The following is a 25,018-nucleotide window of genomic DNA, read 5'->3' on the forward strand; positions in this document are numbered from 1 at the left end:
TCAGCGGCTGCCTACCACTGGGCGACACAGAAGCGGTCGAGAGCCGCGGAGTTCATCTCGACAGCAGCCGGAGAAGCTGGGGGCACATTGGGCGACAGCACAGAGCAGCTAGTTCTGTCATAGCATCGGACACTTGGATCCCACCCGCCCGCCTTGCGGCGGTAGGTGGGCTTATGTGGTGATCACTTGAATCTTTGGAGCATTTTCTGCATCTTGAGATTCTCGGAATGGAGCTTTTCAGCTAGCAATCTCTTCAGCCACACATTCTCGTGTTCAAGTTTATCTAGCTCAACACGGGAGGCAGAATCGAGACCAACTTCAGTGGACGCGTTGTGATTGAGGCGCGGCAGATTATCCAATACCTCTGCCGCCTGCTCTCCAAGAGCCGCCTGTTTTTGGGGCGGTAACGTTCTTATTTTCCGGGGCAGTTTAATTTTGCGGTCGTCCGCTGCGATGGCCTCTCCTTCAAGCTCTTTTGCGCTTGCGGTTAGATCCCTAGTGAACACGGGCAATGAACTTACGGAATTGTCAGCTGGCGAACTGGCCTCGACGAAAGGCTCGTCCAGATGTGATGCATGAGGCAAGAGAACTTCCACCTCGCGAGCAAGCGACTTAAAATCTGTACCACCCCAAATCGACGTAGGCTGGGGCTTTGGGCGCCGCCGAGACGATTTGAACTCCACGACGAAACTTCTCTTACTTGGCTTCATATGAGCCTTCACTCCGCAACGAACTAGCAATGAGAATTAGCGACCCGAAAGGAGCACCCATCGCCGAGTGCGGTTCGCTACGAACTGATCCTTATGATCGATCGAATGGAACAGCGCCCCATGAGAACACCGACGCTTCCCGACCGGAGCGGCGTTGTGACGCCGCCGCCCATGAGCCTAGTGTTTAGTCCAAACCAAGCCGTTTGCGCAACACGGCATTTTCCGAGCGCAGCTTTTCAGCCAGGTTCTTGCGAAGTCGCAAGTTCTCTTCTTCAAGCTTCACCAAATCTTCCAGATCGTCGGGCAGAGCCTCATTACTCGGCTGCATTACGACCTGGGCACCGGCCGCCTTTTTCCAGTTGTAATAGGTCTGTTCGCCAATACCAACATCCCTTACAGCATCCTTGAGCGTGGTTTTGCGTTCGCGCATCAAGGTCTCAATCCGATTGAGCTTTGCTGTTTTCTCCTCCTGCGAGTGCCTGACAGACCTGCCTGCGGGAGCCTTGGCTGGGGATGCCTTGTCCTGGCTTTTAGATGCCGCGGGCTTCCGTGTCATTTTATCGCTGATTGTTTCGCCGTGAACTGCGGGTTGCTCGATATTACTCTCATCCACCATGTTATTCTCCCATATTGGACTATTCGCTTTTCCCGCGTAGAGCCTCAGGGCGTCAATGTCCAGACGTGCATCCACGCATTATCGTCAGCTACGGAGTGAGAGGTTTGGAATATCCAAGCCGATAGTACACGTCAAGCGGAGCACCCTGTCGATATTCAGTGTCCAGATCCAGCAATATCAGTACCGGCCGGAGAACTGGTACGGGCCGAGGAAGCACAGCCAATCCGCTGTTATTATGATATACTTTTGCAGCCGTCAGTCCACTGATAAGGAGGCTGCGATGCGGGATATTGCGGGAAAAGCCAAGCAGGTGAGCCCGGGCGAATTGAAGTTCCTGCAGGGCGTTTTCGATCGGGGTATGCATGTGGTGTGACGTTGCGCGCCCTAGCGAGCGAGCGGACCGTTTAGCTCGGTTAATTCCACGGAACCAACGACGAGGTGACGCTGCTTGCACACACTATGGCGTGAGGCGTGGCTCTCTAGAATCCGACCGCAGGAAACTGAAGATGTCAGTTTGAGACGCTCGGGCAAAATTTGTTCCCAAATGCTGGAACCTTCTTCAGCGATCGCGATTGGATGGTCGTCAGCGAAGTCTGACATTGCACCTTGTGACCCCGGCTCCTCCGATTTTTTGGCAACCGGAGGGGCCACCTAATCTCGCCGGCTCACTTGACCAATCAACCGCTCCTTTCCACCCACGAGACATTCTCTCGGGCAAACCGATTTTGCCTTTCGATCAGCGGATCATAAGTTGATCTTCGCCAAGGATGCGAGCCATCGCAGCCGTCGCGGACCACCCGAAACCCTGCAAAGCCTTCAACTGTATACTGCCTTCATCGCTTGGAATTGGGCATCAGAACCGTCGATAACAGCGCTCAAAAGCAAAACCGCTGTGGATCAATTTTAAGGAAGCCGGTTGACTGCGCCAGCACTGTTGCCGCGACAACATTATACAACACCATGGCTTAGAGGTATAAAGTTCGGCCGCGGCAGTGGCATGCTTGCGATCGCCACAACATTCGAGACGGCCATTCCGCCGAAGATATCGAACCGCATGGGACCTGGAGAACTTTGATGAGCCGTCGCGTAACGGTGAGGGCATTTGGTTAGTCCAATCTTTCAGCAACGCGCGGCTATCGGTGATCTGGCCCTTTGGAACTTTCAAATCCGCTCGTGGTTAGTCTCGATACCTGCGCTACGATCTTGCAAGACTGAAGGACGGAGGAGTTTCGACGTAGCAGCGGTAGTTGCTCGTAAACGGCCACTGGCCGACCACCCACGCAATTTCGACTGCAGAGGATCGAACCAGTTTCCCACCAATCCGTTTAATCAAAGACGGAAGCTATCGACGGCGAGAGGGGAACCCAAGAGTGCCAGAGAATAACGCCGAAAACGACCCAAAGGGCCGAGACGCCAAATCGCCAGGGCAGATACCCGCGAACGGATTGTGGGATGTGGCCTGGCGAGTTTACGTCAGCTTTACCGAAGACAGGGTTGCGATGATCGCGGCCGGTGTGACCTACTACCTATTACTCGCAATTTTCCCCGCATTGGGCATCTTTGTCTCGCTCTATGCCTTTGCCGCCGATCCAGCAGATCTCTCAAGGCAGATGGAATTCCTCGTATATGTCGTGCCATCGGAGGCCCTGAGACTGATCATGGACCAATTAGGTACACTTGCATCGCAGAAACCCACCACGGCAGGCCTTGGACTACTGATTAGTTCAAGCATGGCAATGTGGAGCGCACATAACGGGATCGCGGCGGTTTTTGAGGCAATGAACATTGCTTACGGCGAAAGCGAGAAGCGGAGCTTCCTGCACCGCACCAGTCTAGCTATGGCTTTCACCGTCGGCGGCATGATCGCAGCTATTTTGGCAGTCCTGGCGGTCGCGGTGTTACCTGTCTGGCTGGGCTTCATTGGGCTCAAGCGATGGGCTGAGCTGCTTGTCGATTTCGCTCGATGGCCGATTCTGCTACTGATGTTCACGGGAGGTGCCGCGATGCTCTATCGGTACGGACCAAGTCGTGAACCGGCGAAGTCTCCGTGGCTTACCTGGGGGGCTGCCTTTACCACCCTTATGTGGTTGTGCACATCACTGCTGTTTTCATTCTACCTCAACCATTTTGCAAACTATAATGCAACCTACGGCACACTCGGCGCGTTTGTCGGTTTCATGGTTTGGACCTGGATCTCAGTCATCATCCTCATCCTTGGGGCGGAAATAAACGCCGAACTTGAGCATCAAACGATGTGCGATTCCACAACAGGTAGCCCTCTTCCAATGGGCGAACGAGGGGCTTATGTCGCAGATACTGTGGGCGACTCGGCTCCCCCTTCCAACTGAATTTGTTACCCATTACGAGCCCGCAACATCGCTGAACTGCAGGGGCGGTGTTACTTGCTGCCGATGGCGAAAGCTCTGAGTGATCGTGCGCCGAGATGAGGGTAGCATTTGTTCTACCGCAGATCGGCGCGTCGATCCGCCCCACACCAAGTCAGCAATCCGTCAGCCGCCATCGAAGCACTTGATCAGGCGGGTACGCGCAAACACGGCGGTACCATGTTCCACCTCAAACTGCCAAAACATTGCTGAACCAACGTCAATAACCACGGTCGGGCACGAAGAGGCAGATCGTTTTTCCCTGGTTAAGACCGGCTGGGGTGCACCAATGGTATTCACCATCGGGTGACGAGCGTATCCTCCGATCTTTGTAAGGTGTGACCTCTCCGGTTGCGTCCATTACAAATCCTTGTGGTCGCTCGCTCACGGCTGCGTGCGACACTTCGCGGCAGTCGAGGTTCGAACAACAAGAACTGGGGTAAACCCAGCCTGCAGGGCGTCATGTGCGAGTGCCAGGGTCGGCGTCACGCACATAAGCAGGAGGAAAATGTCACGCATTGCAGATCCTTTCTTGCCAAATTTTTCAACACTGCTCCTCCACCCATCAACCCGCCGTACTTTCCTTGGGTTGCCCAACCATCGAACGCCAGGAATGATCCCGCTCGTCAGTCAGGTCAGTGGGCGAAAGAAGATGTGCTCGGGTGAAAGTGCCCGCACGACGGAACTTTGTTTTTTGGCCGCGTGGGTGCTGACGCCGAAACGTCAACAAAACTGCGTGTCGCTGTCAGAGTCCCACTGAACCGAAGAGCTTTCCTCGGTGAACATGCGTGATAACGGGGAAATCACCTCCAAAACGCCCCTGCCCGCGTTTGCAACAACTCTCATAGCGTCCGCGGATAGCTCACACGCGCTGGAGAGTGGAACGAACATCCTGCTGCAACCCAGCGCAACCAACGGGAATGAAGAATTCAGCAAAGCCGACCGAGCTCCTTTGACAAGGCTGTCTCATCAGACTTGGTCCTCCTCGGTCACTTGTCTTCAGATCGCCGGCACCCATTTCCAGAATACTCCCTCCTTGCGGTCCGGATAGTACTTGAATTCACACTCGAAGCGCCAACCGTAGTCCGCTGCCGCTTTCAATGCCTCATCGGAGGGCGGGCTCATACCTGTGCCCGGCGCAAACCAGTCTTCAAGCAGGTCGCACGGCACGTACGCTCCGATTCGGAGCGGCAACTGTTTGAGCACTCCATCCATATCTTTCGGGGGCGACATCGTAATTCCTCATCATGAACGGCTAGTACCGAACCCGGGAAAGTCGAAAGTTAACAAGAGGTAAGCTGCCTACAGATCGCAAAAGCGCAGTTCTTGGCCGAAGCTCCGTTCTGCAATTTCGCCCGGACGCGAGTGCGTCCGCAATAACGGCCGTCCGAAACCAATTTGCCCACAGCGCGCTTTTGCCAAATAGATCGAAACGCCGCCAGCCTTTCACAGTATCCCGGCAAAGGCGCACAAACGTGTCTCCGCAGGTCATGCTCAAATCCGCGCAAGCCTCGCCAGCGTTGTCCTATCGCCGCGGCCGCCTTGTTGCACGGGCATCATATCGTATTTACGCCATTGATTACCGCGATGGGAAAGAGTGCTCTAATAACGATGCCTTCGCGGCGCCACTCACGCATGATCTGGCATTTAAGGTTGGTTTCCAGCACCGTTTCCAGGCGACTCCCAAAGCCGAGGGTGCCAAGGGCTGCATCCGGCGGAGACACTTGGGGGCCGCCGGATTCTCGCCACGTTAGCTGCAATGTGCCGCAGAGAAGTTCGCTTTCGACCGAAATATCGCCCGTATCGGCGGAAAATGCCCCATATTTTACGGCATTGGTCATAAATTCATGCAAGAGGAGCGACAGACTTGTCAAACTCCCAGCACTAATTTCGACGTCGAGGCCTGACATGACGCATCTCGGGCGCGCCTCCTCCTGGTAGGGCGCCGTCAAGGTTTGCAAGAGACGGAAAAGCGTCGTGGTATGTTGCGCAGGGACGCTGTCCATTTGGAGATTAGGCAAGGTGATCTCATGTGCCTTGGCCAAGGCATTCAATCGCTCCCTCAACCCGTGTGCAAGTTCGGAGGGCGTCTCAGCATTCTTTGCTGCAAGGGTCACCAATCCACCCGCCAAGGCAAACAGGTTCTTCACCCGATGATGCATTTCGCGGAGCAGCAGGGATTGTTGTTCGGCATGACGTTTACGCTCGGTGATATCCCGCGCGATCTTGGAGGCCCCGACGATCTTGCCTTGCGTATTACGGATAGGTGAAACCGTCAGCGAAATGTCGAGCAAAGTACCGTCCTTGCGACGTCTAAGTGTTTCAAAGTGATCGACACGTTCTCCCGCCTGAAGTCGAGCCAGAATAGCAGGCTCCTCATCCAGCCGATCGGTGGGAATAAGAATGGTGACCGGTTTGCCAATGACCTCATCGGCGCTATAGCCGAATAGCCGTTGAGCTCCTTGATTCCAGCTCGTGATAATCCCCTGCAGGCTCTTGCTGACTATTGCATCATCAGAGGATTCTACGATTGCAGCGAGAAGAGCGCCAGCATCCGGTCCCTCAGGACAATCGCCTACCGGGGGCACGGCTTCACCACGCGACGCTTCAACACAAGAATTAGAAGACATATTCACTCTCACGAACCATGCTGGGACCGCGCCATCCTTGAACAAGAAAAGCGGCGACGCAAGTCCGTCCCCTCTCGTGCGAGTTGAAAAAATCCATCGAACGCTGCTAAATTTTCACGCGATAAGCACCGGGCGACGCATCGCATTACACCCGCGAACACCATGTCGGTATGTTTCCGCGACCGTTACGCCAGGCTCGGCGAAACAATGGCTCAAAAGTCACCTGAACCATTAAGGACGGCCCGCGTTTCTCCTTGAATGGTGAGGTGAGGTCATGTCTCGTACCTTCAAAACCAATCGAAGCCGAGCTCATTTGCTCAATACCGGCCTGGTCGCGTTCGCTATGTTGACCATCGCTATAATGGTTGCATTGCTTTAGTCGCGGGACCTACTTGGTCTTCTCGGTTCCGGTTGGCGTCCTGATCTCTGACGGACCACCAGTTCCAGACTCGGCGGTCGGATCGCGATCGACAGGGGCAGTTTGCGCGCTCCCATTTTCTGAAGAATTGTTGTCGACGACGCCTTGGTTGCTCGGAGTTACTGCTGGTTTTTCCGTTGTGACCTGTTCTGGGGCGGTCGCGGCGTCATCGTCGATACCTTCACCGTAAAGACCCGCTATGCCCCATGCGACCATGGCAAGAACAAGTCCACCGACAAGCACAGCGAGAACCGGAACGCCAAGAAAACCTTGGCGGGCTCGGACCGCGGGAATTGGCGCGGCGTCGTGTTGTTTGGTTTTTTTGTTGTCGAGATAGCTGGCCATGGAACTCTCCTGTCGCGTTTGTCTCTCATAAACCGAGCTCATGGTCCAAGGTTCCACTAGATCCGGAAACGCGAATGTCATTCTTGGCAACATCGTTGCCACCTGGCCCCTTTTTTTGAAAATGGAAAGACGAACCCGACATCGCGTCTCGATGGCGCATCCCCGTTCAATCGCCGCCGTAAGCCAATACGATCAAAGTGCATTGATGACGACCCTGCTGGCAACGGCTACGAGCAATCCTGCCAAAGCTACCGCCGTGCCATATCGCGCCACCCTCATCCGCCGCCAGCGAGCGCCATTCCAGTCATAGCTCATCAGTCAACTCCGACATTTCGTTCGGTTCTGAAAGTTAACCCAAGTCCGTTATGAAGAGTTTGCGGGCCATGGCTCAGGCTTCGGGGAGCAATTCGTCCGACGAGCCGTCAGCGCCAACTTCTTCAGTCGCACGATCTTTCAGATCCGCCAGCTCGTCCGCCAGTTTTCGCAGCTTCAACGAAATGTCTTGAAGTGCCAATGCGCTAGGCATCTCATCAATCGAGCCGCGCTGATCGTTGTGGTCATTCATTAGAAGCTCCTCTCTTCCAAGTTTAGGAAACTAGGTCGCCGGTGCGTTCCGGCAATGTCCAAATCGTCGCGACAACTCCCGGCCCATTTCCAGTCCATCACCAACGCAATGAGAGGGTTTCAAAGTCAGCTGATTCACTCCGCTTGCGCTCACTAGCAGCTACCTTGCCGTCGGCCATTACTTTTAAGGCGCCTCTAATTAAAGCAGAGCCCAATCGGACTGTCACGCCCTTCATTGGGGAGCCGACCCTACACGGCGGCGAACGCTGCTCGTCCCGCCGCCGGTTGCAAAGCTGCCTTACGGCCGCGACGATTTACGTCGTGCGTCCTACCTACAGTTGGATCCTGCCGCTTCAAAAATTACACGCTTCCGGTCTTAGCCATACGTCTCATTGGGCGATGACTGGGTCTGGGAACGCCCAATTTCCATCCAATAACTCGGCATGCGGGCGGTAGAGCCTGACCGTATAAGTCCAGCCAGGCATGATCGGCAGGCAATTGACCACCTTACCATCGCAGCCGCCAAACTGGATGGTTGGTCGAACCATCGGCACCTTTCTTCGCTGTTAAGTTGTTGAGCGAATAGGCGTTCAGGTCGTTCTTCGGGAAATAGCCATCGGCATTGTAGAGGCTGATTGACCAGAAGCCATCGACCGGAACGTTGCCGACGTGAAGCTTGTAAACGGTCTTGCCATCGTTCTTGGGCGGCGTGAAGTTGAGTAGATTGCGTCCTTTCGCGGATTGCAGCCCCAGGTCGTGGCAGCCGAGATGAAGTGCTGTATCGGTCCACCTGGTCCTTCGTACCGAAGGACGCAAACCTTCTGCGTGCTATTGCTGAGCATGCCCGAGATCACGGCATTCTGCAGCTGGAACTTGCGGTGGGTGCGCACAACGCGGCGGCGATCCGCTTCTATGAGCGCCATGGGTTCGTAAGGGTTGGGCGTATTCCAATCGGCCTGTTGGGCCACGATACGGAAATCGACGAGCTCATCATGGCTTTGCGCCTAGAGTAGCATGGCGCACTGCGAAAACGGGAACAAATCTGCATCCTGCAATCCTAGAACATCGTCTCATCGCCATCTGATGAGACGACATCCGTCTAGGTCCGTTTGCCTGGCCGTTGTCGCTAAAGCTCGCCAATGCCCGTAGTCGCATCCGCAGTGCGAACGCGCAAATTGTTTTGGACATGCGAAACGCCAGTGACGGCGTCGGCGCAGTCCTCCGCACGCCGCTTATCCTGGCGTGACGAAACCAGCCCGGTGAGCGTTACCTCGCCGCTCGAAACCACCACCTCGATATCGGAAACATCCAGCCACCCGTCATCCGTCAACCGATCGTTGACATCGTCTCTGATGCGTTCGTCGGAACGCTTATATCCCCGTGGGCCCTTGCCGCGAAACTGATCCATCCGACGGCGATATTCCGCATCCTCATCGCCAAGCCAGGACGCAACCTCGTCTCCAGCCATTTCGAGAAATCCACGCTGTTCGTCGTAACGGCGACCGCTTTGCGCGTAGCTATCCTCATTGGCGGCGTAGCGTCGACGCTGGCCGTAGCCAGCCCGATCTGCGCGCTCGGTATAGCCTAGATCGTCGGTGCTCCAAGCCTCGGGACTGCCGCGCTCGAAATCGGCCCCGGAACTCGGGCGGGCTCGTCCTTGACCCGATAACGGGCGTTGATGGCTGCGCTCCCGCTCAGGTCTGCGGTTACCATCGCGTTCAGGGTCGTAGTCACGGCCATACCGTTCCTCGCGTTCATATCGATCTTCTGCCATGGTGATGATTCCTCCTTGTTGCCCCAGAACAACGCTCGCGCGTTCCTGTTCCAGGCCAATGGAAACAAATCGCCTCAACGACACAGATGGTCTCGATAATCGAGTCGTACGATTTATTGAGAATGAACCCGAGCGAAGAAGGTCTGCCGGGAGCCAAGAATGTCTCGTTCCGTACTTGATTTGGCGAGCCTTTTCTTTTCGCCACGTGACCTGCAAGACGACCCAATCCATGTCGTTTTTTTCTCTTCGACTGTTATGGGTCGTAGCAGTTAGGTTGGTTCGTCTATCGCAAATCCGACAGGCACTGTTTAGACTTTTTTGAATTACACCCAATAGGGCGCAATCCCATAGTAGTCGTAAACCTGTCGGCCTCTCTCGGCACTCCAATCAAAATCCTGGTCCCGCGGATATCTTGGAGCTCCCTCGAGTTGATCCTTTGTGATGCTTACCTGGAAGCCGCCGAGGCCGGGATTATAGTCGAGTACGTCCCACGGAAGGGGATAGTGGTCATCTCCAATTCCCAAAAGGCCGCCGAAGCTCAGCACAGCATAGGCAACGCGTCCACCACGCTTTTCGAGAATGATCTTCTCGATAGATCCTATGTGATTGCCGGTCCGGTCGTAGACGTACGTCCCCACCACCTTGTCGCTGGCAATGAGGTCATGAGATAGACGCATATCAAGGGTACCCATTTTCATTCCTCCTTTGACCGGAGAACTGCTGTTTTTGAAAGTTGTTCCCTGCCTTTCGGAAGGAAGACACTCACGACAGAAATCCGCGCCAGAACGGTGTCTCATTCCCCGCGTTGGGCGGATGTTACCCGCCAGATGACGTTGCCCACGTCGTCGGCGACGAGCAAGGCGCCCGTCTTGTCGAAAGTCACCCCGACCGGGCGGCCCATGGCCGTATCGCCGGCGCCGATGAAGCCCGTGAGAATGTCCTTCGGCCGGCCGGCTGGTTGGCCGTTGCGAAACTGCACGAAGATCACTTTGTAACCGCTATGCACGCTTCGGTTCCATGAACCGTGCTGGCCAACGAAGGCACCGCCGCGGTACGGGGACGGAAGGGATGATTTCTTGTCAAAGGTTAATCCCAGGGAAGCAGTGTGCGAGCCGAGCGCATAGTCGGGCTTGATTGCCTTGGCGACGAGATCCGGGCGCGGCGGCTTGGCGCGGATGTCAATGTTCTCGCCGAAGTAACTGAAGGGCCAGCCATAGAAGCCGCCTTGACGCAACGAAGTCATGTAATCCGGCACGAGGTCGTCACCGATCTCGTCGCGCTCGTTGACGACCACCCAGAGCCTGCCGCTGTGCGGATTCCAGGCAAGTCCATTGGGGTTTCGTAAGCCCGAAGCGAAAATCCGTGTTTTGTGGCGGGCGGGATCTACTTCCAGCACCGCGGCACGGTTTTTCTCCGCCGCAATGCCATTCTCGCCGACATTGCTGTTAGATCCGACGGTAACGTAGAGCTTCCCACCGTCGCGCCCGGCGATCAGATCCTTGGTCCAGTGGTGATTGATGTCTCCGGCCGGCAGGTCGACGACCTTTTGCGGCGCCGCCGTTATCCGGGTTTGACCGGAGGAATAAGAATAGGCGACGACGGCGTCGGTATTGGCAACGTAAAGCTTTCCGTTGACGAGCGCCATACCGAACGGCGAATTGAGCCCCTCGATGAAAGGTCTGCGCAGATCGGCAGCACCATCGCCATCCGTGTCCCGCAAAAGCGTAATGCGGTTGGCGCTCTCCGTCGCCGCGCCCGCCCGCTTCATGGCCTGCGCCATGAAGACCTTGCGCAGGCTGAATCCGCTGTCCTTCTTGGCGGGCGCGTTTGTCTCGGCCACAAGCACGTCGCCGTTTGGCAGGACATGAATCCAGCGCGGATGATCGAGGCCCTTCGCAAAGGCGTTGACCTTCAGGCCCTTCGCCGGCTTTGGCCTCGCGCCGCCGTTCCACCCTTTTGCTTGGGCGATGTTGATGGTCGGGATCAGTGTGGGTTTCGGTTTCGGAAGCGTCGGATGAGCGCCGTAGCCGCCGTTTGTCGGCGCCGTTGCGGTTTTTTGCGCGGTGGCGGCGAGGCAACCTGCCGTGATCGCTCCGAGCAAAATGACCCCCGGAATACCAAGAACGAGCGGAACTCTGCGAGAATTCATGATCGTGGTCCTCAGCAAAACGTTGCCAACTGGGTATAGCAAGACACAAGGGCGTTCCGAATTATTCCCTATCGCCCAGCTAACGGCAGGCTCGATGATCGGACTGAACACCCAGCCGTCCAAGTATGTGCTCGGCCGCAGAGACGAGGCAATGCGTGAGGCAGCTCTTTTCATCGCGACGACACCGAACTTCACGATTGCTCACTGGTCTGCTGCACAACCCGCCCGCGACATGGAGACGGTCCAGCGCTTGGCTGAAGGTTATCGGATGGCCGGATTGCCGGAATGAACGGGGAGCCTGTTGAGCTCTGCGCAAATGGAGCGGCGACGCCTCGTTCCTACTTGTGGATTTGCTACATAGTTTTGCAAAGTGCGAGCACCAATCTGAAATCGTGTGTGATCAACAGGCAACCGCCTCTCGCACTGGACGCCATCACTAAGCTAATTCTGAACAGGTGGCGGGGTTCGGATTGAGCTACCAGGAAGCGACCGCCATCTGCCGATACCCTGTCGGCCCGATCTGGAGAGGGCGGCTAAGTCCCGCATGGGCTTGTACCTGCGATGGGAATCCCTTGCATTAAGCGTCAACGCGCTCATTGCTGCGCGCGGATCAATCCGATTGGCAACCGAATTCGGCTTCAAGGATCCGCAGTCCATCGAGGTATTTATGCGTTTCCATCCCGCTCGCCAGCGCCTGTTCCAAATTGTCCAAGAGATCTGCATGCTTGACCGGGAGGGCAAGTGGGTTTGACGCCGCCCGCCTTACAAAGGCTGGTTCCGGCTCGGCCGGTTCTTTTGTCAGCGCCACGACAGCGCCAACGATCACGGGATCAAATCCTTTTTCCAGCAATCGCTGAGCCGACCAGCCCGGTCCCTTCTCCAGGACGTCGTGTAAATAGGCCACGACCTTGGCATCCATCCCGTCCACGGCGTTCGCAACACGCTGACAGTGCCTGAAATACGGTTGCCCCGTTTTGTCCAATTGCCCCTGAAGGGCCTCAGCAGCAACTTCGCTGGCGAGAAGCAATGCATCGTGGGAGCTCAAGACACCGCTGTCCATCGGTTCGTTTTCGTTGCCCGGCGTCTCAGGCATGGGCCTATTCCTGGTTATGGGCGCCACCAGGTGCCGTCACGCCCTGCAATCCCGCACCCGCGAGCGAAGGATCTCTGCGGGCGGCGTCTGCAAGAGACACGACGCCCACCAGCCTTTTGTCGCGATTGAGCACTGGAAGTCGTCGAACCTGAATATCGCCCATGTTACGGGCAACGTCGCCGATTTCTTCATCTTCAAAGCAGTATTTGACGTCCGCCGACATCACCTCAGCCACTGTCGTATCCCCGTCGCGGCCGTCGGCCACGCACCGCACGACGATGTCCCTGTCGGTGATCGTGCCGACGAGGCGGTCATCTTGTTCGACAGGAAGAAATCCAATGTCGTTGTCAGCCATATGGCGGGCGACTGCAGCCACGGTATCATCCGGGCTAACGATGTGCACGTTCTTGGTCATGATCTGGGCAATTTGCATGCTCTAGCTCCTATCTTTAGCTCCTATCTTTGCTGGAAAACCGCGGTTCCCTCCCATGGCAGTCGAGCCGCCGGGCGGCAAACGCGCCGAAGCTGATCAATCATGCTCAGGGAAGCACGGGCGGCGGAATCGTTTCGATTTCCATTGGGATTCCTTCCGCTGTGATGTTGTTTGCTAACGGTCGGCCCTCTCCTTTGTTCCGCTCATTCGTTGCGACGTTCGTGATCGATTTCTCCTGGGCGATCGGAACCGATAGTCGATTTTAAGGTTTGGGATGGATCGCGAGGTTCATGAGGTTCATCATGCCGACGCTGATCAGGTTCGTTATTTTGAATGTGGGCGTGGGGTTTCTGCTTGGGGCAGCAACCGCCGCTTCGATCGCAATAGTCGCTCCGGGCGCCCTCGGGCACGGCGAGGGTTTTGATCCGCTTGCATTCGGGCTCCAGGTCTACGCTTTCGGCGCATCCTTTGGCCTCGGTGCCCTGGCGACGGCTTTGATGATGATTGCCAAGGATTGATAGATCCCAAGTGCGATCGACGATTGAAGCGGCTTTGCGCCCATCGAGATGATCGAACCGTGGCCGTTCCTTATCTGTTCCGTGCTGGCCGTGGAACCAACTCTCCCGCGAGAGGCTTACACCAGGCTTCTTGAAGTAGATTGTGTTGAACAATCCCCAAGGCATTGGCGTGAAATAAAAAAAGTGGGCCGTCGAGCCATGTCCAGAGTGAAAATCGCTGGCATTCTGTGGCACGATGGCATCACTTGGCTTCGGGTAGATCCAGCGGGCAACCAATGCGGACGATCACGCGCTCGGCCCCGGCAATCTCCTCGGCTATCCGTCGAATGGTGTCTGAAGCGTCTCGTTCCCGCAGCACGCCTTCAATAATCACCACATCGCCGAGCAAACGAAAACAAAGGCCTCCTGTTTCGAATGTTGTCTCGGAACTCACGGCGCAGCGTATAGAAGCCAGGAGCGCGGCTGCGTCTGCGCTGCGTTCATGAGGTCTGCCACCATCGGGCGCGATCAGGACCATTGCGAAACTCCTCTCATCTCTTCATATGAGCAAACCCTAATTATTTAGGATTGTTCCCTCTGGGCGTTGTGAAGTTTCTTCAAAACCGCCACCTTGGGGCGGTTTCGGCGTTTATGCGATCGTCACGCGCCAACGGCTGCGACGCATAGTAATCGGCAAGCCGGGCCACATCCTCAACGGTTAGATGGCGCACCGCTCGGCTCATCAATTGAGCCGTTGGACTGTCACCGCGTAGATCCTGTTTGAACAGGAGAATTTGCTCTATCAGGAAGGTGCGGGACTGGCCGCTAAGCAAAGGATAAAGAGGATTTCGGCCGTCATGGCAGGCTTGGCAGGCAGCGATCTTTTTCACGGGATCGCCGGTTTTCACCAGAGACAATGTGCGCTCGTCGCCGGAGCGAGCTCTCGGCGTCGATGACAGCAACCCATCCTTGCGGGCAAAGTCGCCGGCCGTGGCATCGATGTCCGCATCCTTCAACCGCGAGACGACGACCTCCATGAACCCACTTTCACGGCTCCCTTTGCGGTAGGCCCGAAGGGCTTCAGCAAGATAGGCGTTTGATTGCCCTGCAATGACTGGAGCTATCGGGTCATTGCCTTCGATACCTTGCTCATGGCACGCCAGGCAGCCGGATAGCGTATCGCCGCTTTCGGTATCCTTCGCACCGGAAAGCTCTTTGTAGCGGGCCGGGCTCATCATCTGCAGCTCCTTTAGAAACGCAACCATTGCCCAGACCTCACCGTCGCGCCCAGCGCCGGGCCAGGCGGGCATCCCGGTATAGCGCAGACCGTCGCGCACGATGACGAACAGTTCCTCGTCCTTCCAGTTGCCAACAGTGTCCCTGAGGTCGGGCGGTGGCGGCAGCATCGCGAGCATTTCCGGGGAGCGGCGGCGATCCGGAGATCCATGGCATTCGGCACAGCTCATCTGGAAATGCACTGCCGTGACCTTGAGGTGTTTGGCACTTTCGAAACCGGAAGGCTTTTTGATGCCGAGCGCCGCAGTTCTCACGGACGAACGCATTGTCCAGTGCAGGAACCACTCGGTGACTGCCCAATGACCGCCGGTTGCACCAACATGAATGATGCCGAGCCAGGCGATCAGCAAGCCGGCAACGGGCGCCAGGGCGGCGGCGGCAGCCAAACATTTCAGACAGCGCTTCACGGTGCCTGCCCTTCGGTCGGTTTCGCAAATGGCGCACGCAAGAGTCTCGCGGCCAGGCCAACGCCACCGGCAAGATAGGCAACTGCCCCAACAAACAGCATGACGATGCCGCCAAGCTGCTGATCTTGGCTCGCAGTCATGGTCACGCCAAAGCAGGTCACATCAGCCACGCCATAAAGAGGGCGCGGAGCCATCGTCAGCAGCACTGCGAGAAGCGTCATATGCATCGAGGTGAGAAGGAGTGCGACAGCCCCGCTAAGCCCTGCATCTGCTTTCCTGCCGGCTCCAAGACACGCAAGCCAGAGAAAGCCGCCCGCGGCCAGGAAAATTGCAAGCTCAGCCAGACGCATGCCAATCGAGGTTTCCGCCAGATCCCGCATCGCCGGGACATGCCAAACCCAAACGACGACGAGCTCGACGAAGGACAACAGAAGGCCGGCGCCAGGATGCCAGTGGCTGCTCGGGTCCCATCGTGTTCCCGAGACAGCGAAAGCAGCGAGCGGGGCGACCACAGCAACGAGCGCCATGTGCGTCCCCATATGTCCGGAAAATGCCCGTGGGTCGAAAACAAACAGAGATGTGCATACCGCCGCCACCAGCAAAATCATAGCAGCGATGAGACTGGCCCATCTCATGAAAAGCACCCGTTGATCAGCATGATCGGGGTCGCCACGAACAGGACGGCGACGAAACTCAGGGCCGATAGAAGCATGGTTGCAAAGCCCTGGAAGAGTCTGCGCGCCCGATCCGTCGGTTCATCATGCGGTGGGTCCGCCGTGCCAAATCCCCATTGTCTCCAAGCGAGATAGGCAGAAATCGCTATCGTTACGAGTGCCAGCAAAGTTAGGGCGCCAAGCATCCACTGAAGGCCGACATATTGTTGCGCGCTTCCTCCCTTGGCGCAGAAGATCGCCGCCGTCAGATAACAGACGAGGAAATGCAGCGCCCAGACAATCGGCGCCGTAAACAGCGTCCAAAAAGTCTCGATCTCTCGCGGTAATAGCCGCATAGTTCCTCTCACATCATTGCCGGGAACAAACCGATGACACCCAGGGTGGTAAACGCGGTGATCGTCAGAAAGTGCCAATATAGAACCACATTGACGAGATCGATGTCATGAGCAGCGGTCAGGTGACCGAAAAAGCTTCGCGCCAGGCAATAGACCTGCATCACCACGCCAACGCTGGCATGACAAACGAGCCAAAGCACCAAAACCCAGACGATGGCCGGATAGACATGCTGCGTCGGATCCATCTGCGAGAGCCACGGCCCGGCCAATGTAGCGACACTGCCGAGAAGCGTCAGAGCAAGTGCCCACAAGACAAGCAGACGCATCGCAACTCTCTGACCCCTGCGGTTCACCGACCGCGCCGTAACCATTGCAAACCAAGCTACGAGAAACAGGCAGAGGGACGCCATTGGCCATCCGATACCAGGTCCGGAAAGGCCGGCCGTGAAGTCGCGATGGATGGTCCAATAGAAGAAGTAGCCGAAAACCAGGCTACCGAACGCCGTTCCGTCACCAACCATGGTGATGAACATCGCCCACCAGCCAACCGATGCGGGTCCAGAGACGTAGAGTGGCAAGGAAAGGCCAAGGCCGACATTTTTTCCCGCTTTCTCGGGCACGGTCGCCGTGCCGGTCCACAACCAGCTGACCACGAAAACAAGGAAGGCGGCGGCAAACAACGTGGCCAGGAGCCACCAGTGAAAGGTAACGGCCACAAACACCCCGCCTAGCGCGGCCGCACTGAGGATGGTCAGATAGGATGTACCGCCGACGCGCAGACATTGGATCGGTTCGGCATCGAGCACAGAAGTGACGAGCGTCTCGCGAAAGCCCTCTGCTGCATCGGGCAGATAAAAGCGCGCGTTGTCTATATCTTCGCGAATTCCCGGCTGGTCCCAAAGCGGGTAGCGACTGCTTATGATCGGGATCGAGCGCACACCCCAGTTTTCCTCTGGTTCGGATATCCACTCGAGGGTTCCGGCATTCCAGGGATTAGCCTCGCCCCTGGGCTGGCGATGCTTTGGCCTCAAGACATCGACGACAACAATGAGGATGCCCGAGGCGAAGACGAAGGCGCCCACCGTCGAGATCAGATTGAACCAATGCCAACCGACATCGTTTGGATAGGTAAAGACACGCCGGGGCATGCCGCGCAATCCGGCGAGGTGCATCGGAAAGAAGGCGAGGTTGAAGCCTGAAAACATCAGCCAGAAAGCAATCTTGCCCAACCGGTCAGAGAGCTTCCGGGCATTGATGAGCGGATAGTAGTAATAGATGCCGGCAACGACGGGAAAGAGCATGCCGCCGATCAGCACGTAGTGCAGATGCGCGACGACGAAGTAGGTGTCGTGCGCCTGCCAGTCGATCGGTACGAGCGCAACCATGACGCCTGTCAGGCCACCGATGACAAAGATCACGAGACCGCCGCCGCCAAAGAGCATCGGTACGGAAGGGATCACGCGCCCTGCCAGCATCGTTGCTATGAAGACGAATATCTGGACGCCGGTCGGAATCGCGACGGCCTCGGAGGCCGCGGAGAAAAAGGCAAGGGAGATTTGCGGCAGGCCCGTGGTGAACATGTGGTGGACCCAAAGGCCGAAGCTTAAGAAACCGGTTCCGACCGCCGCCAGCACGATCCAGGAGTAGCCGACGATCGGTCGTTGGGCGAAGGTTGGAACGATCATCGCCATCAGGGCGATCGCCGGCAGGAAGATGATGTAGACCTCCGGGTGACCGAAGATCCAGAAAAGATGCTGCCACAGCAGGGGATCGCCGCCGCGCTCGGCATCGAAAAATGGCCAGTCGAACATCCGCTCCATTTCGAATAGGATGTCGCCGGCGATAAGAGGCGGGAAGGCAAAAAGGATCATACCGGCGACAATCAGCAGATACCAGGCAAAGAGCGGCATCATGTTGATGCGCATGCCCGGAGCGCGGCATTTCATGATGCCGACGATCAACTCTACTGCTGCGGCAATCGAGGCCACTTCGATAAAGGATAGCCCGAGCAGCCAGATGTCAGCGCCAATACCCGAATACTGTTTGTCCGTGGCCAGCGGTGGATACATGAACCAGCCCGTATTGGGTGCTGCGTCAAAGAAGATCGAGCCGCATACAAACAACCCGCCGAGCAGGAAACTCCAAAAACCAAACGCCGAAAGCCGCGGAAAAGGTAGTTCGCGCGCGCCGAGCATCGGCGGCAAAAGGAAGATCGCCACAGCCTCGAAGATCGGCACGGCAAACAGAAACATCATGACGGTTCCGTGCAGGGTAAACGCCTGATTGAAGAAATCCGCCGACAGGAAATCGTTTTCGGGTATGGCGAGCTGCGCGCGCACGAGCAACGCGAGGACGCCAGCAAACAACATGAAGATGAAGGCTGTGCCCGCATACCAAAGGCCGATTTGGGTATTGTTGACCGAAGTCCAATAGCGCCATCCCGACGGATTGGCCCAGACAGCTCGAAGCTGCCGCTCTTCCTCGCTCTTCGACGCCTGTTCGCCAAGCCGGTCCTCGGTGGTGGTCATGTTTCACCTGCGAGGTAGTCGATGATTTCGTTCAATTCGTCCTGCGGGATCATAGGGAATGCCGGCATTTGGGCGCCGGGCTTGACAGAGGAAGGATCACGAATGAAACGGGCGAGGTTTTCCGGCGTGTTGGCCAGCGCCCCTGCTCCCACACGCTTGCGCTGCCCGAACCCTGTCAGGTTCGGGCCTGTCAAGCCTTGTGCCTGTGTCCCATCAAGCGCGTGACAGGCCGAGCAGCCATGAACGAGAAAAGCGTTTGCGGCGTCGTTTCTTGTTGATCGCCTTTTCGCGCGGCTTTGTTGCCATGCCTGAAAATCTTCTGCGGACAGAACGTCTGCGGTAAGGTTCATGAGGGCATGCGACGTGCCGCAAAACTCCGCGCATGGCCCGCGATACGAACCGATGCGGGTCGGCTCCAGCCAGAGGGTGTTGGTTCGCCCGGGCAACATGTCCATCTTGCCCGCAAGGGCGGGGATCCAGAACGAATGGATGACATCGTGCGCCTTGAGCGAAATCCGGATCCGTCGATCGACGGGCAGTGTGAGTTCGTTTGCGGTTTCGAAAGCAATCCCCCCTGACTTGTCGAGGTATCGAATGCGCCACCAGAACTGTTCGCCCGTGACCTCGATCGCCAGGTCCGCCTGCTGCCGATCGAACCATGGTCTCGTCGCCGGCATGCTCCACACCGCATAGGACAGAAGCGCAAAGAGAGCCGCCGTCGGCGCTACCACGCCGCCCCAGGTGATAAACCTTTGGGCCTGCTCTTGGCTCAACTGGCCCCGGCGCGCACGGCCGGCGTAGATCAGGAGGGATATGACGACAAGCCAGACGAAGGCTGCACCGACCACCGCTACCGTGATCAGGTTCTCGATTGCCGAAGCCTCGCGGCCAGCCGCTGCGAAGGTGGATTGCCGATCGCCGCAGCTTGCGAGCGGCATGGAAAGCAGGAGGGCGACGGAACCGCGAACGCCAATGACAATGTGACGGTGGATGAAACTACTCTTCTTTTTGCGAACAAGACTACGCATCGCCCAGCGGCTGCATCGACAGGTCAAATGGCCCTCCCCTTCCCTGATGAGATGGAAACTGCGACCTTGGCGGGAAGTTCCTTCCGAAATCACGTTTCGGCGCATTTGGCGACAAGCGATGAAACGAACGACGGATTGGCGAGTTAGACGGCTGTCAAAGTCTTCCGAGGAGTGTCAGCATGCAACGCGTTCTGATATCGATGGCGGCATTGTTCGCCGTCCTTCTGATTGTCGGTGCAGCGCTTGTTTTCTTATCTCAAGAGCAGGCGAAACTAACGGCTGAACAGGGTTACGGAACAGCCCCGCTACTGCCAGAACCCAATCCCACCCTTATCCCCACGGTTAATGTGGCGGAGGCGTCCCACTGGGCCCCAGGCGAAAAGCCGACGGCTGCCGATGGGCTCGTTGTCGGCGCTTTCGCCGAGGAACTCGATCATCCGCGTTGGCTTCACGTCCTGCCAAATGGCGACGTTCTTGTCGCGGAAACGAACAAGCCAGAAAAGGAAGACACAGGTTTCAGCTTGCGCGGCTTTGCCATGGGACTGTTCATGGGGCGAGCCGGGGCAGAGGTTCCGAGCGCTAACAGGATCACGCTGTTGCGCGATGCGGATGGCGATGGCGTTGCAGAAACCCGGTCAGTCTTCCTCGAAAACCTCAACTCGCCATTCGGCATGACCCTGTCGAACGGGGTCCTCTATGTCGCCAACACCGATGCCATCATGGCGTTCGACTACAAGGATGGCGACACGACGATAACGGCACAGGGCCAAAAAATCGTCGATCTGCCTGCCGGTCCGATCAATCACCATTGGACCAAGGACGTCATTGCCAATCGGGAAGGAACCAAGCTTTACGCAACCGTCGGCTCCAACAGCAATGTCGGTGAAAACGGCATCGAGGCGGAAACCAACAGGGCAGCCGTGCTGGAGGTCGATCTGGTGAGCCGACAACTCCGCCTTTTCGCATCCGGACTGCGCAATCCCAACGGGCTTTCATGGCAGCCCGAATCCGGCGCGCTTTGGGTTGCCGTCAATGAGCGTGACGAAATCGGAAGTGATCTCGTCCCTGATTACATGACCTCAGTCAAGGACGGCGGGTTCTACGGCTGGCCGTACAGCTATTTCGGCACCCATGTCGACGTCAGAGTAAAACCGCAAAGACCCGATCTCGTCGAAAAGGCAATCGTGCCGGACTATGCACTCGGACCTCATACAGCTTCCCTCGGATTGACGTTTTACACCGGCGAGCTCTTTGGAGAGCAATATCGGAATGGGGCTTTTGTGGGCCAACATGGCTCTTGGAACCGCCGACCGCGCAGCGGTTACAAGGTAATTTTCGTTCCCTTTGCCAACGGTCAGCCGTCCGGGCCGCCAAAGGATATTTTGACCGGGTTCATCGGAGGCGACGACAAGGCCCGCGGTCGTCCCGTCGGCGTTGCCGTTGACCGGCAGGGTGCGCTTCTCGTCGCCGACGACGTCGGCAATGCGATCTGGAGGGTGACGCCCGCCAAATGAGAGACCTTTCGATAATACGGAACCGGTTGCCGAGCGCGCCGTTTCTTCCTGACAGGGGAATTCCGACCCCTACCTACTGATCAACCGCGGCCGAACCCCGAAGGAGATAAAAATGTCCAACAATGTGCAGCGTGGTGGCGACGTGAAGTCCACCGGCGAGAGCGATACGGAGTTTGGCAGATCAATGGAAAGCAAGGCACAGTTTGCCGATGCGCGGCGCCAATCGACCGATTTTGTCGGGGATGGCGAGACGTTGAACGTCTATCGGCTGGTGCCGGTGGCCGCACCCACGGACCCGCGGTGGCAGAATGCCCTCAATCAAGGTGAGGTGCTGGTGGCCGCTCGTTCGTCGGGCGATGCGCGTGTCGTCGCTTCGGGATGCGAACTAGACTACATGGAGGTCGATGCCGCACCCGCCGAAGGCGTCAGCACGCTGGATGCAAGCGCGTTCCGTGACGAAAAGCTCTACACGGTCATTGAGGTCGAGCATGCAAAGCCAGGGCTTGTGCGCGGCCTGATGGAAGGCGACATATCGGTAGCCACTATAAAGCCGGTACAGATCTGAGTGTCACGCTGGGAGACGCTCGGTCTGTTTGACGATGGCGGCAGTCTGAATGCTTCAGCCTCTATTCTCTTGATGGCTCGGTCTCTGACGGCGGCTCCCAGCCGAAGACACTGCGTCCGCCAAGTGAGGCGGAGTTTCGGAATTCGCCGGCAACGATTTCCTTCAGGTCAGGGCCGGTCACGTAATGTTCAAGGCGACGCGCCTGCTCGTCAAGGCGCCGAAGTGCGTCGAGCTCTTCCGTGTTACCGAGCTTGCCTCTTGAAACGGCGGACTTCATCACCTTGAGTGTTTCGTCATACACTTTCAACGGAACGGGGAACGGATGACGATCCTTGCCGCCGTGAGCCAACGAAAAGCGTGCAGGGTCGGAAAAGCGGCATGGTGCGCCGTGGACGACTTCAGCAACCATGGCCAGTGCTTCGACGGTTCGCGCGCCGACGCCAGGCGTCAAAAGCAGCTCCTGAAAATCCTTCGGTCCCCGCTCGGCTGCAGAGGCGAGCGCTGCATGCAGACGTCCCATGTTGACGTCCTTTTCGCGCACGTCGTGGTGAGCCGGCATGATCAGATGCGGGAGCGACAGTTGATCTGGAAGAATTTCGACAACGGGCCCTCCCCGCCGCACGGCGAGGGCCTCGCGCACGATGCTGTCCGGTCCCATATTTGCAAGCAGGTCAAGCTGTCCTTCTCGCGATCGCTCAGCGCGTCGGTCGGCGAGGTTGACGATGATGCCTTGGGCGTTTCCTTCAATGGCAGCATGCGGGGAATCGAGAAAGCTTTCCAGGTTTTCCGACAGCCAGTGATAGCGCCTGGCCTGTCGTTGATCGCCGTTCATACCCTGCTGGACGACGACCCATTGTCCATCGTCGGTGACGATGAAACCGTGCAGGTAGAGATCAAATCCATCTTGAACCGCGGCACTGTCGATCTTCGCGACGAGGCGGCTGGTGGTTACGAGACGGTGAGCGTCGAAGCCGACCCGATCACCGATCGCAAGCAGTTCCGTGGGAGTTTTACGTGACTGCGCACCACGCCCGCCGCAAACATGAATTCCAAGTTCCGCGGACAGCGGCGTCAGTCCGCGCTTCAGAGCGCCAATGACGCTGGTGGTGATACCGGAAGAGTGCCAGTCCATGCCCATCACGGCGCCAAAGGACTGAAACCAGAAAGGGTGGGCCATTCGACGCAGGAATTCGTCTCGTCCGTAGTGCAGGATGACAGCTTCGGTAATGATGGCACCGAGCTTCGTCATGCGATCTCCGAGCCACTTCGGCACGCGCCCGCCGTGGAGGGGAAGATCGGCACTACCGGAACGTTTTACCATGAGCTTATCCTGTTGATCCGCAACGACGGATGGCGCGTTTTAGCATTTGCGGTGCCGGATTGGGAAGTTTGCGCTTGAGGCGGACGGTCGCAGGCTGGACGGGTAAGAAGCTCGACTGCCGTTTCGTTGGCCAAAAGGTGAAAGCGGAAAAACCCTGATGTTCTCCATCCCCATCGCGTCCGCTTGGCACAGCCTGTGACCTTTATAGCGAATGCACCCGGTGCTGGGATGTTCCACCGTCATTCCCTTCGATGGATTGATTGTGACGCCGGCGCGTCGATTTCCGACAAAACGGTCGGGTCTGGAAAACTCCGGCTTAGAAAACCAGAACCCCTTGCGCCGAATCGCCACGGCAGATCGACAGCCTTGCTGATGCCAACACGCGGACCTCGGCAAACCTCGACTGCACTGCTGCCGGCGGAAAGCCTGAAGGGGGCCGAAAAAAGTGACAATCCGTCGAACTCCTGTGACACAGCCAGTGCCTGGCAAAGGCGCCCGGGGCCTGCACATAAAAGAAATGTGTTGGCGCCGCTGCGTCGCTGTCGCATCGATTCGATGCCAGTGGTCGGTTCGATCGCCCGGATCAGCACAGCGCTGCCTGCTTCGCACACGAAGTTCAGGCACCAATGCAGCCCATAGGACCTGTAAACGTAGGCATTGCCAGCTGCAGCGAACATGGAAGCGTTGCGTTTCGTCGGGCCTTTGTGACTATGGGAAGCGGGATCTTCGATTGTGTAAGCTTCTGTTTCGACGATTATGCCGCCGACGCCGTCGACCTCCAGGACGGTCCCGATCAGCGCTTTGGCAACATCAACAGCGTAACGATTGAAAAACGCGTGCGAAATCACTGCTGTTCCTCCTTTCTCCGGTGGCCTTGTGGGCGACGAAATTGGGCCGTTCCCAACAGAAGCCGCCAGCGTCTGGCGGCCCAGATCGATAGGCAAGCTCAGTCGACCTTTCGCTGACGCCTTACGCAACCCGTCCTATGTTTAAAAGCGGCACGCTCGTCTCAAAAGGCAATAACTTGCAATGGACGAAACACCGGTACAAATCCTCGCGTTCGCTTAGCGTTGGAACACATCCGAACCTTTCTTGGATGCCAGAAGCGCGACGGCATCATAAAGAACCGAAGATCGACCATCGCGATCAAGCTAGCCGGCTGGTACGTGTTTACCTTTTCGATCACGTGAGCGATCAACATCGAGCGCGCCGGATCAACGGCATGATCTGGAAGGCAGAGACGATCATTAGCGCCGTCGGATAGACGCCCCCCAGAGGTATCCTATGGCGGCGGCCGCAATCAGAACGGGGGCGAGGTGGTCCCGGATCCGGTTCTGCGTTGTTTCAAGTGCGACGACAGCCTCAGTCGCGGCCAACCGGGAGGTCCCCGCAACGATTGCGGCGAGCTCCTCGCGCAGGTTCACAATTTCTGTCCGCAGCGCCTCAAGTTGGGCCTGTCGTGCCAGTCTGGCGTCATTTTCTGGTGCCGTCTCGAGTGGCTCGTCGACGACCCCGACTTTTGCGAAATCGTCATCGCTTTCGTAGCCGGTCTGATCCACCATCGCTATTTCCTCTCACATGAAGGCAATGCCATTCAACGGTGAAAACGTCGTGTTGTTCCATCGGAAACGACCGCGGCGAGCATTTACAAATGCCAGCCCCAATGGAGCGTTCGTGACGAATGAACCTGTGGCGTTCGTGAGCGTTAGGCTCACCAGATAGTATTTTACGGTGACG

27 protein-coding genes and 2 pseudogenes are annotated in these 25,018 nt (G+C 57.2%); 7 read left to right on the forward strand and 22 right to left on the reverse strand.

Translation table 11 applies throughout. The features are described from left to right. Nucleotides 1-182 precede the first annotated feature (182 nt). The gene (locus ASD00_RS06015) at nucleotides 183-710 is read right to left on the reverse strand and encodes a hypothetical protein (protein ID WP_057205508.1); all 528 of its coding nucleotides are present in this window, start codon (nucleotides 708-710) and stop codon (nucleotides 183-185) included. A gap of 184 nt (nucleotides 711-894) precedes the next feature. Beyond that, nucleotides 895-1,326, reverse strand: a complete 432-nt coding sequence (locus ASD00_RS06020) for a transposase (protein ID WP_063963230.1) — start codon at nucleotides 1,324-1,326, stop codon at nucleotides 895-897. Between the two features lie 1,370 nt (nucleotides 1,327-2,696). Between ASD00_RS06020 and ASD00_RS06030 the strand changes: the two genes are divergently transcribed. Further along, a complete protein-coding gene (locus ASD00_RS06030; protein ID WP_057205512.1) occupies nucleotides 2,697-3,674 on the forward strand; it encodes a YihY/virulence factor BrkB family protein in 978 nt (325 codons plus the stop codon). A gap of 256 nt (nucleotides 3,675-3,930) precedes the next feature. Here the strand turns inward: ASD00_RS06030 and ASD00_RS42445 are convergent. The 6 genes and pseudogenes from ASD00_RS42445 to ASD00_RS06050 form a co-directional block, all read right to left on the reverse strand. Continuing rightward, nucleotides 3,931-4,229, reverse strand: a pseudogene (locus tag ASD00_RS42445) (hypothetical protein). Nucleotides 4,230-4,709: 480 nt separating this feature from the next. After that, complete coding sequence (locus tag ASD00_RS06035; RefSeq protein WP_057205514.1) at nucleotides 4,710-4,943, reverse strand: hypothetical protein; 234 nt, start codon at nucleotides 4,941-4,943, stop codon at nucleotides 4,710-4,712. A gap of 323 nt (nucleotides 4,944-5,266) precedes the next feature. Then, a complete protein-coding gene (locus ASD00_RS06040; protein WP_082523465.1) occupies nucleotides 5,267-6,340 on the reverse strand; it encodes a PAS domain S-box protein in 1,074 nt (357 codons plus the stop codon). 388 nt (nucleotides 6,341-6,728) lie between these two features. Then, entirely contained in the window at nucleotides 6,729-7,103 is a 375-nt protein-coding gene (locus tag ASD00_RS06045; RefSeq protein WP_057205516.1) for a hypothetical protein, read from the reverse strand. A gap of 388 nt (nucleotides 7,104-7,491) precedes the next feature. After that, nucleotides 7,492-7,668 carry a hypothetical protein gene (locus tag ASD00_RS39775; protein ID WP_156585473.1) on the reverse strand — a complete coding sequence of 59 codons (177 nt, stop codon included), beginning with the start codon at nucleotides 7,666-7,668 and terminating at the stop codon, nucleotides 7,492-7,494. A 506-nt stretch (nucleotides 7,669-8,174) separates the two neighbouring features. Next, entirely contained in the window at nucleotides 8,175-8,483 is a 309-nt protein-coding gene (locus tag ASD00_RS06050; RefSeq protein ID WP_348272061.1) for a DUF1214 domain-containing protein, read from the reverse strand. Between ASD00_RS06050 and ASD00_RS38445 the strand changes: the two are divergent. Continuing rightward, a pseudogene (locus tag ASD00_RS38445) lies at nucleotides 8,480-8,680 on the forward strand (GNAT family N-acetyltransferase); the annotation flags it as partial. The gene ASD00_RS06050 and the pseudogene ASD00_RS38445 sit on opposite strands and share 4 nt — an antisense overlap. Nucleotides 8,681-8,793: 113 nt before the next feature. Here the strand turns inward: ASD00_RS38445 and ASD00_RS38450 are convergent. The 3 genes from ASD00_RS38450 to ASD00_RS06075 all read right to left on the reverse strand — a co-directional run bounded on the left by ASD00_RS38450 (nucleotide 8,794) and on the right by ASD00_RS06075 (nucleotide 11,590). Beyond that, nucleotides 8,794-9,441, reverse strand: coding sequence for a BON domain-containing protein (locus ASD00_RS38450; RefSeq protein WP_082523466.1), 648 nt, complete (start codon nucleotides 9,439-9,441; stop codon nucleotides 8,794-8,796). 323 nt (nucleotides 9,442-9,764) lie between these two features. Then, the gene (locus tag ASD00_RS06070; protein ID WP_057205524.1) at nucleotides 9,765-10,133 is read right to left on the reverse strand and encodes a PRC-barrel domain-containing protein; all 369 of its coding nucleotides are present in this window, start codon (nucleotides 10,131-10,133) and stop codon (nucleotides 9,765-9,767) included. Between the two features lie 101 nt (nucleotides 10,134-10,234). Then, nucleotides 10,235-11,590 carry a sorbosone dehydrogenase family protein gene (locus tag ASD00_RS06075; protein ID WP_057205526.1) on the reverse strand — a complete coding sequence of 452 codons (1,356 nt, stop codon included), beginning with the start codon at nucleotides 11,588-11,590 and terminating at the stop codon, nucleotides 10,235-10,237. On the opposite strand from ASD00_RS06075, the gene ASD00_RS41495 reads away from it, so the two are divergent. Further along, nucleotides 11,589-11,879, forward strand: a complete 291-nt coding sequence (locus ASD00_RS41495) for a hypothetical protein (protein ID WP_057205528.1) — start codon at nucleotides 11,589-11,591, stop codon at nucleotides 11,877-11,879. The two genes, ASD00_RS06075 and ASD00_RS41495, sit on opposite strands and share 2 nt — an antisense overlap. Nucleotides 11,880-12,200: 321 nt before the next feature. Here the strand turns inward: ASD00_RS41495 and ASD00_RS06085 are convergent, their stop codons facing one another. Together ASD00_RS06085 and ASD00_RS06090 are read right to left on the reverse strand one after the other, a co-directional pair. Then, nucleotides 12,201-12,650 (reverse strand): HD domain-containing protein, encoded by a 450-nt coding sequence (locus ASD00_RS06085; protein ID WP_057205601.1) that lies wholly within the window; start codon nucleotides 12,648-12,650, stop codon nucleotides 12,201-12,203. Nucleotides 12,651-12,687: 37 nt separating this feature from the next. After that, complete coding sequence (locus ASD00_RS06090; RefSeq protein WP_057205530.1) at nucleotides 12,688-13,116, reverse strand: CBS domain-containing protein; 429 nt, start codon at nucleotides 13,114-13,116, stop codon at nucleotides 12,688-12,690. A gap of 302 nt (nucleotides 13,117-13,418) precedes the next feature. On the opposite strand from ASD00_RS06090, the gene ASD00_RS06095 reads away from it, so the two are divergent. After that, complete coding sequence (locus ASD00_RS06095; RefSeq protein ID WP_057205532.1) at nucleotides 13,419-13,634, forward strand: hypothetical protein; 216 nt, start codon at nucleotides 13,419-13,421, stop codon at nucleotides 13,632-13,634. A 241-nt stretch (nucleotides 13,635-13,875) separates the two neighbouring features. Here the strand turns inward: ASD00_RS06095 and ASD00_RS06100 are convergent, their stop codons facing one another. The 6 genes from ASD00_RS06100 to coxB form a co-directional block, all read right to left on the reverse strand. Further along, nucleotides 13,876-14,151, reverse strand: a complete 276-nt coding sequence (locus ASD00_RS06100) for a hypothetical protein (protein WP_057205534.1) — start codon at nucleotides 14,149-14,151, stop codon at nucleotides 13,876-13,878. Between the two features lie 79 nt (nucleotides 14,152-14,230). Continuing rightward, nucleotides 14,231-15,259, reverse strand: a complete 1,029-nt coding sequence (locus ASD00_RS06105) for a c-type cytochrome (RefSeq protein WP_210173871.1) — start codon at nucleotides 15,257-15,259, stop codon at nucleotides 14,231-14,233. Nucleotides 15,260-15,312: 53 nt separating this feature from the next. Further along, a complete protein-coding gene (locus tag ASD00_RS06110; protein WP_057205537.1) occupies nucleotides 15,313-15,951 on the reverse strand; it encodes a cytochrome c oxidase assembly protein in 639 nt (212 codons plus the stop codon). Then, nucleotides 15,948-16,325 (reverse strand): hypothetical protein, encoded by a 378-nt coding sequence (locus tag ASD00_RS06115; protein WP_057205539.1) that lies wholly within the window; start codon nucleotides 16,323-16,325, stop codon nucleotides 15,948-15,950. The genes ASD00_RS06110 and ASD00_RS06115 overlap by 4 nt, the downstream gene beginning before the upstream one ends. A gap of 8 nt (nucleotides 16,326-16,333) precedes the next feature. Continuing rightward, nucleotides 16,334-18,853 carry a cytochrome c oxidase subunit I gene (ctaD, locus tag ASD00_RS06120; RefSeq protein ID WP_057205541.1) on the reverse strand — a complete coding sequence of 840 codons (2,520 nt, stop codon included), beginning with the start codon at nucleotides 18,851-18,853 and terminating at the stop codon, nucleotides 16,334-16,336. Further along, a complete protein-coding gene (gene coxB, locus ASD00_RS06125) occupies nucleotides 18,850-19,701 on the reverse strand; it encodes a cytochrome c oxidase subunit II (RefSeq protein WP_057205603.1) in 852 nt (283 codons plus the stop codon). Before coxB ends, ctaD begins: the two co-directional genes overlap by 4 nt. On the opposite strand from coxB, the gene ASD00_RS41500 reads away from it, so the two are divergent. The 3 genes from ASD00_RS41500 to ASD00_RS06135 all read left to right on the forward strand — a co-directional run bounded on the left by ASD00_RS41500 (nucleotide 19,606) and on the right by ASD00_RS06135 (nucleotide 21,960). Then, on the forward strand, nucleotides 19,606-20,028 hold the full coding sequence (locus ASD00_RS41500; RefSeq protein WP_244496018.1) for a hypothetical protein: 423 nt from the start codon (nucleotides 19,606-19,608) through the stop codon (nucleotides 20,026-20,028). The two genes, coxB and ASD00_RS41500, sit on opposite strands and share 96 nt — an antisense overlap. A 32-nt stretch (nucleotides 20,029-20,060) precedes the next feature. Further along, entirely contained in the window at nucleotides 20,061-21,395 is a 1,335-nt protein-coding gene (locus ASD00_RS06130) for a sorbosone dehydrogenase family protein (protein WP_156585475.1), read from the forward strand. A 112-nt stretch (nucleotides 21,396-21,507) separates the two neighbouring features. After that, entirely contained in the window at nucleotides 21,508-21,960 is a 453-nt protein-coding gene (locus ASD00_RS06135; RefSeq protein ID WP_057205543.1) for a hypothetical protein, read from the forward strand. 61 nt (nucleotides 21,961-22,021) lie between these two features. Here the strand turns inward: ASD00_RS06135 and ASD00_RS06140 are convergent, their stop codons facing one another. The 3 genes from ASD00_RS06140 to ASD00_RS06150 form a co-directional block, all read right to left on the reverse strand. Then, nucleotides 22,022-23,281, reverse strand: a complete 1,260-nt coding sequence (locus tag ASD00_RS06140) for a DUF763 domain-containing protein (RefSeq protein ID WP_057205545.1) — start codon at nucleotides 23,279-23,281, stop codon at nucleotides 22,022-22,024. Nucleotides 23,282-23,520: 239 nt separating this feature from the next. After that, nucleotides 23,521-24,126: a DNA-3-methyladenine glycosylase gene (locus ASD00_RS06145; RefSeq protein ID WP_156585479.1), complete on the reverse strand. Its 606-nt coding sequence runs from the start codon at nucleotides 24,124-24,126 to the stop codon at nucleotides 23,521-23,523. Between the two features lie 402 nt (nucleotides 24,127-24,528). Beyond that, nucleotides 24,529-24,843, reverse strand: coding sequence for a hypothetical protein (locus tag ASD00_RS06150; protein ID WP_057205550.1), 315 nt, complete (start codon nucleotides 24,841-24,843; stop codon nucleotides 24,529-24,531). Nucleotides 24,844-25,018: the final 175 nt, after the last annotated feature.

Origin of the sequence: Ensifer sp. Root31, from assembly GCF_001424825.1 — a bacterium.
GTDB classification, from domain to species: Bacteria; Pseudomonadota; Alphaproteobacteria; order Rhizobiales; family Rhizobiaceae; genus Ensifer; species Ensifer canadensis.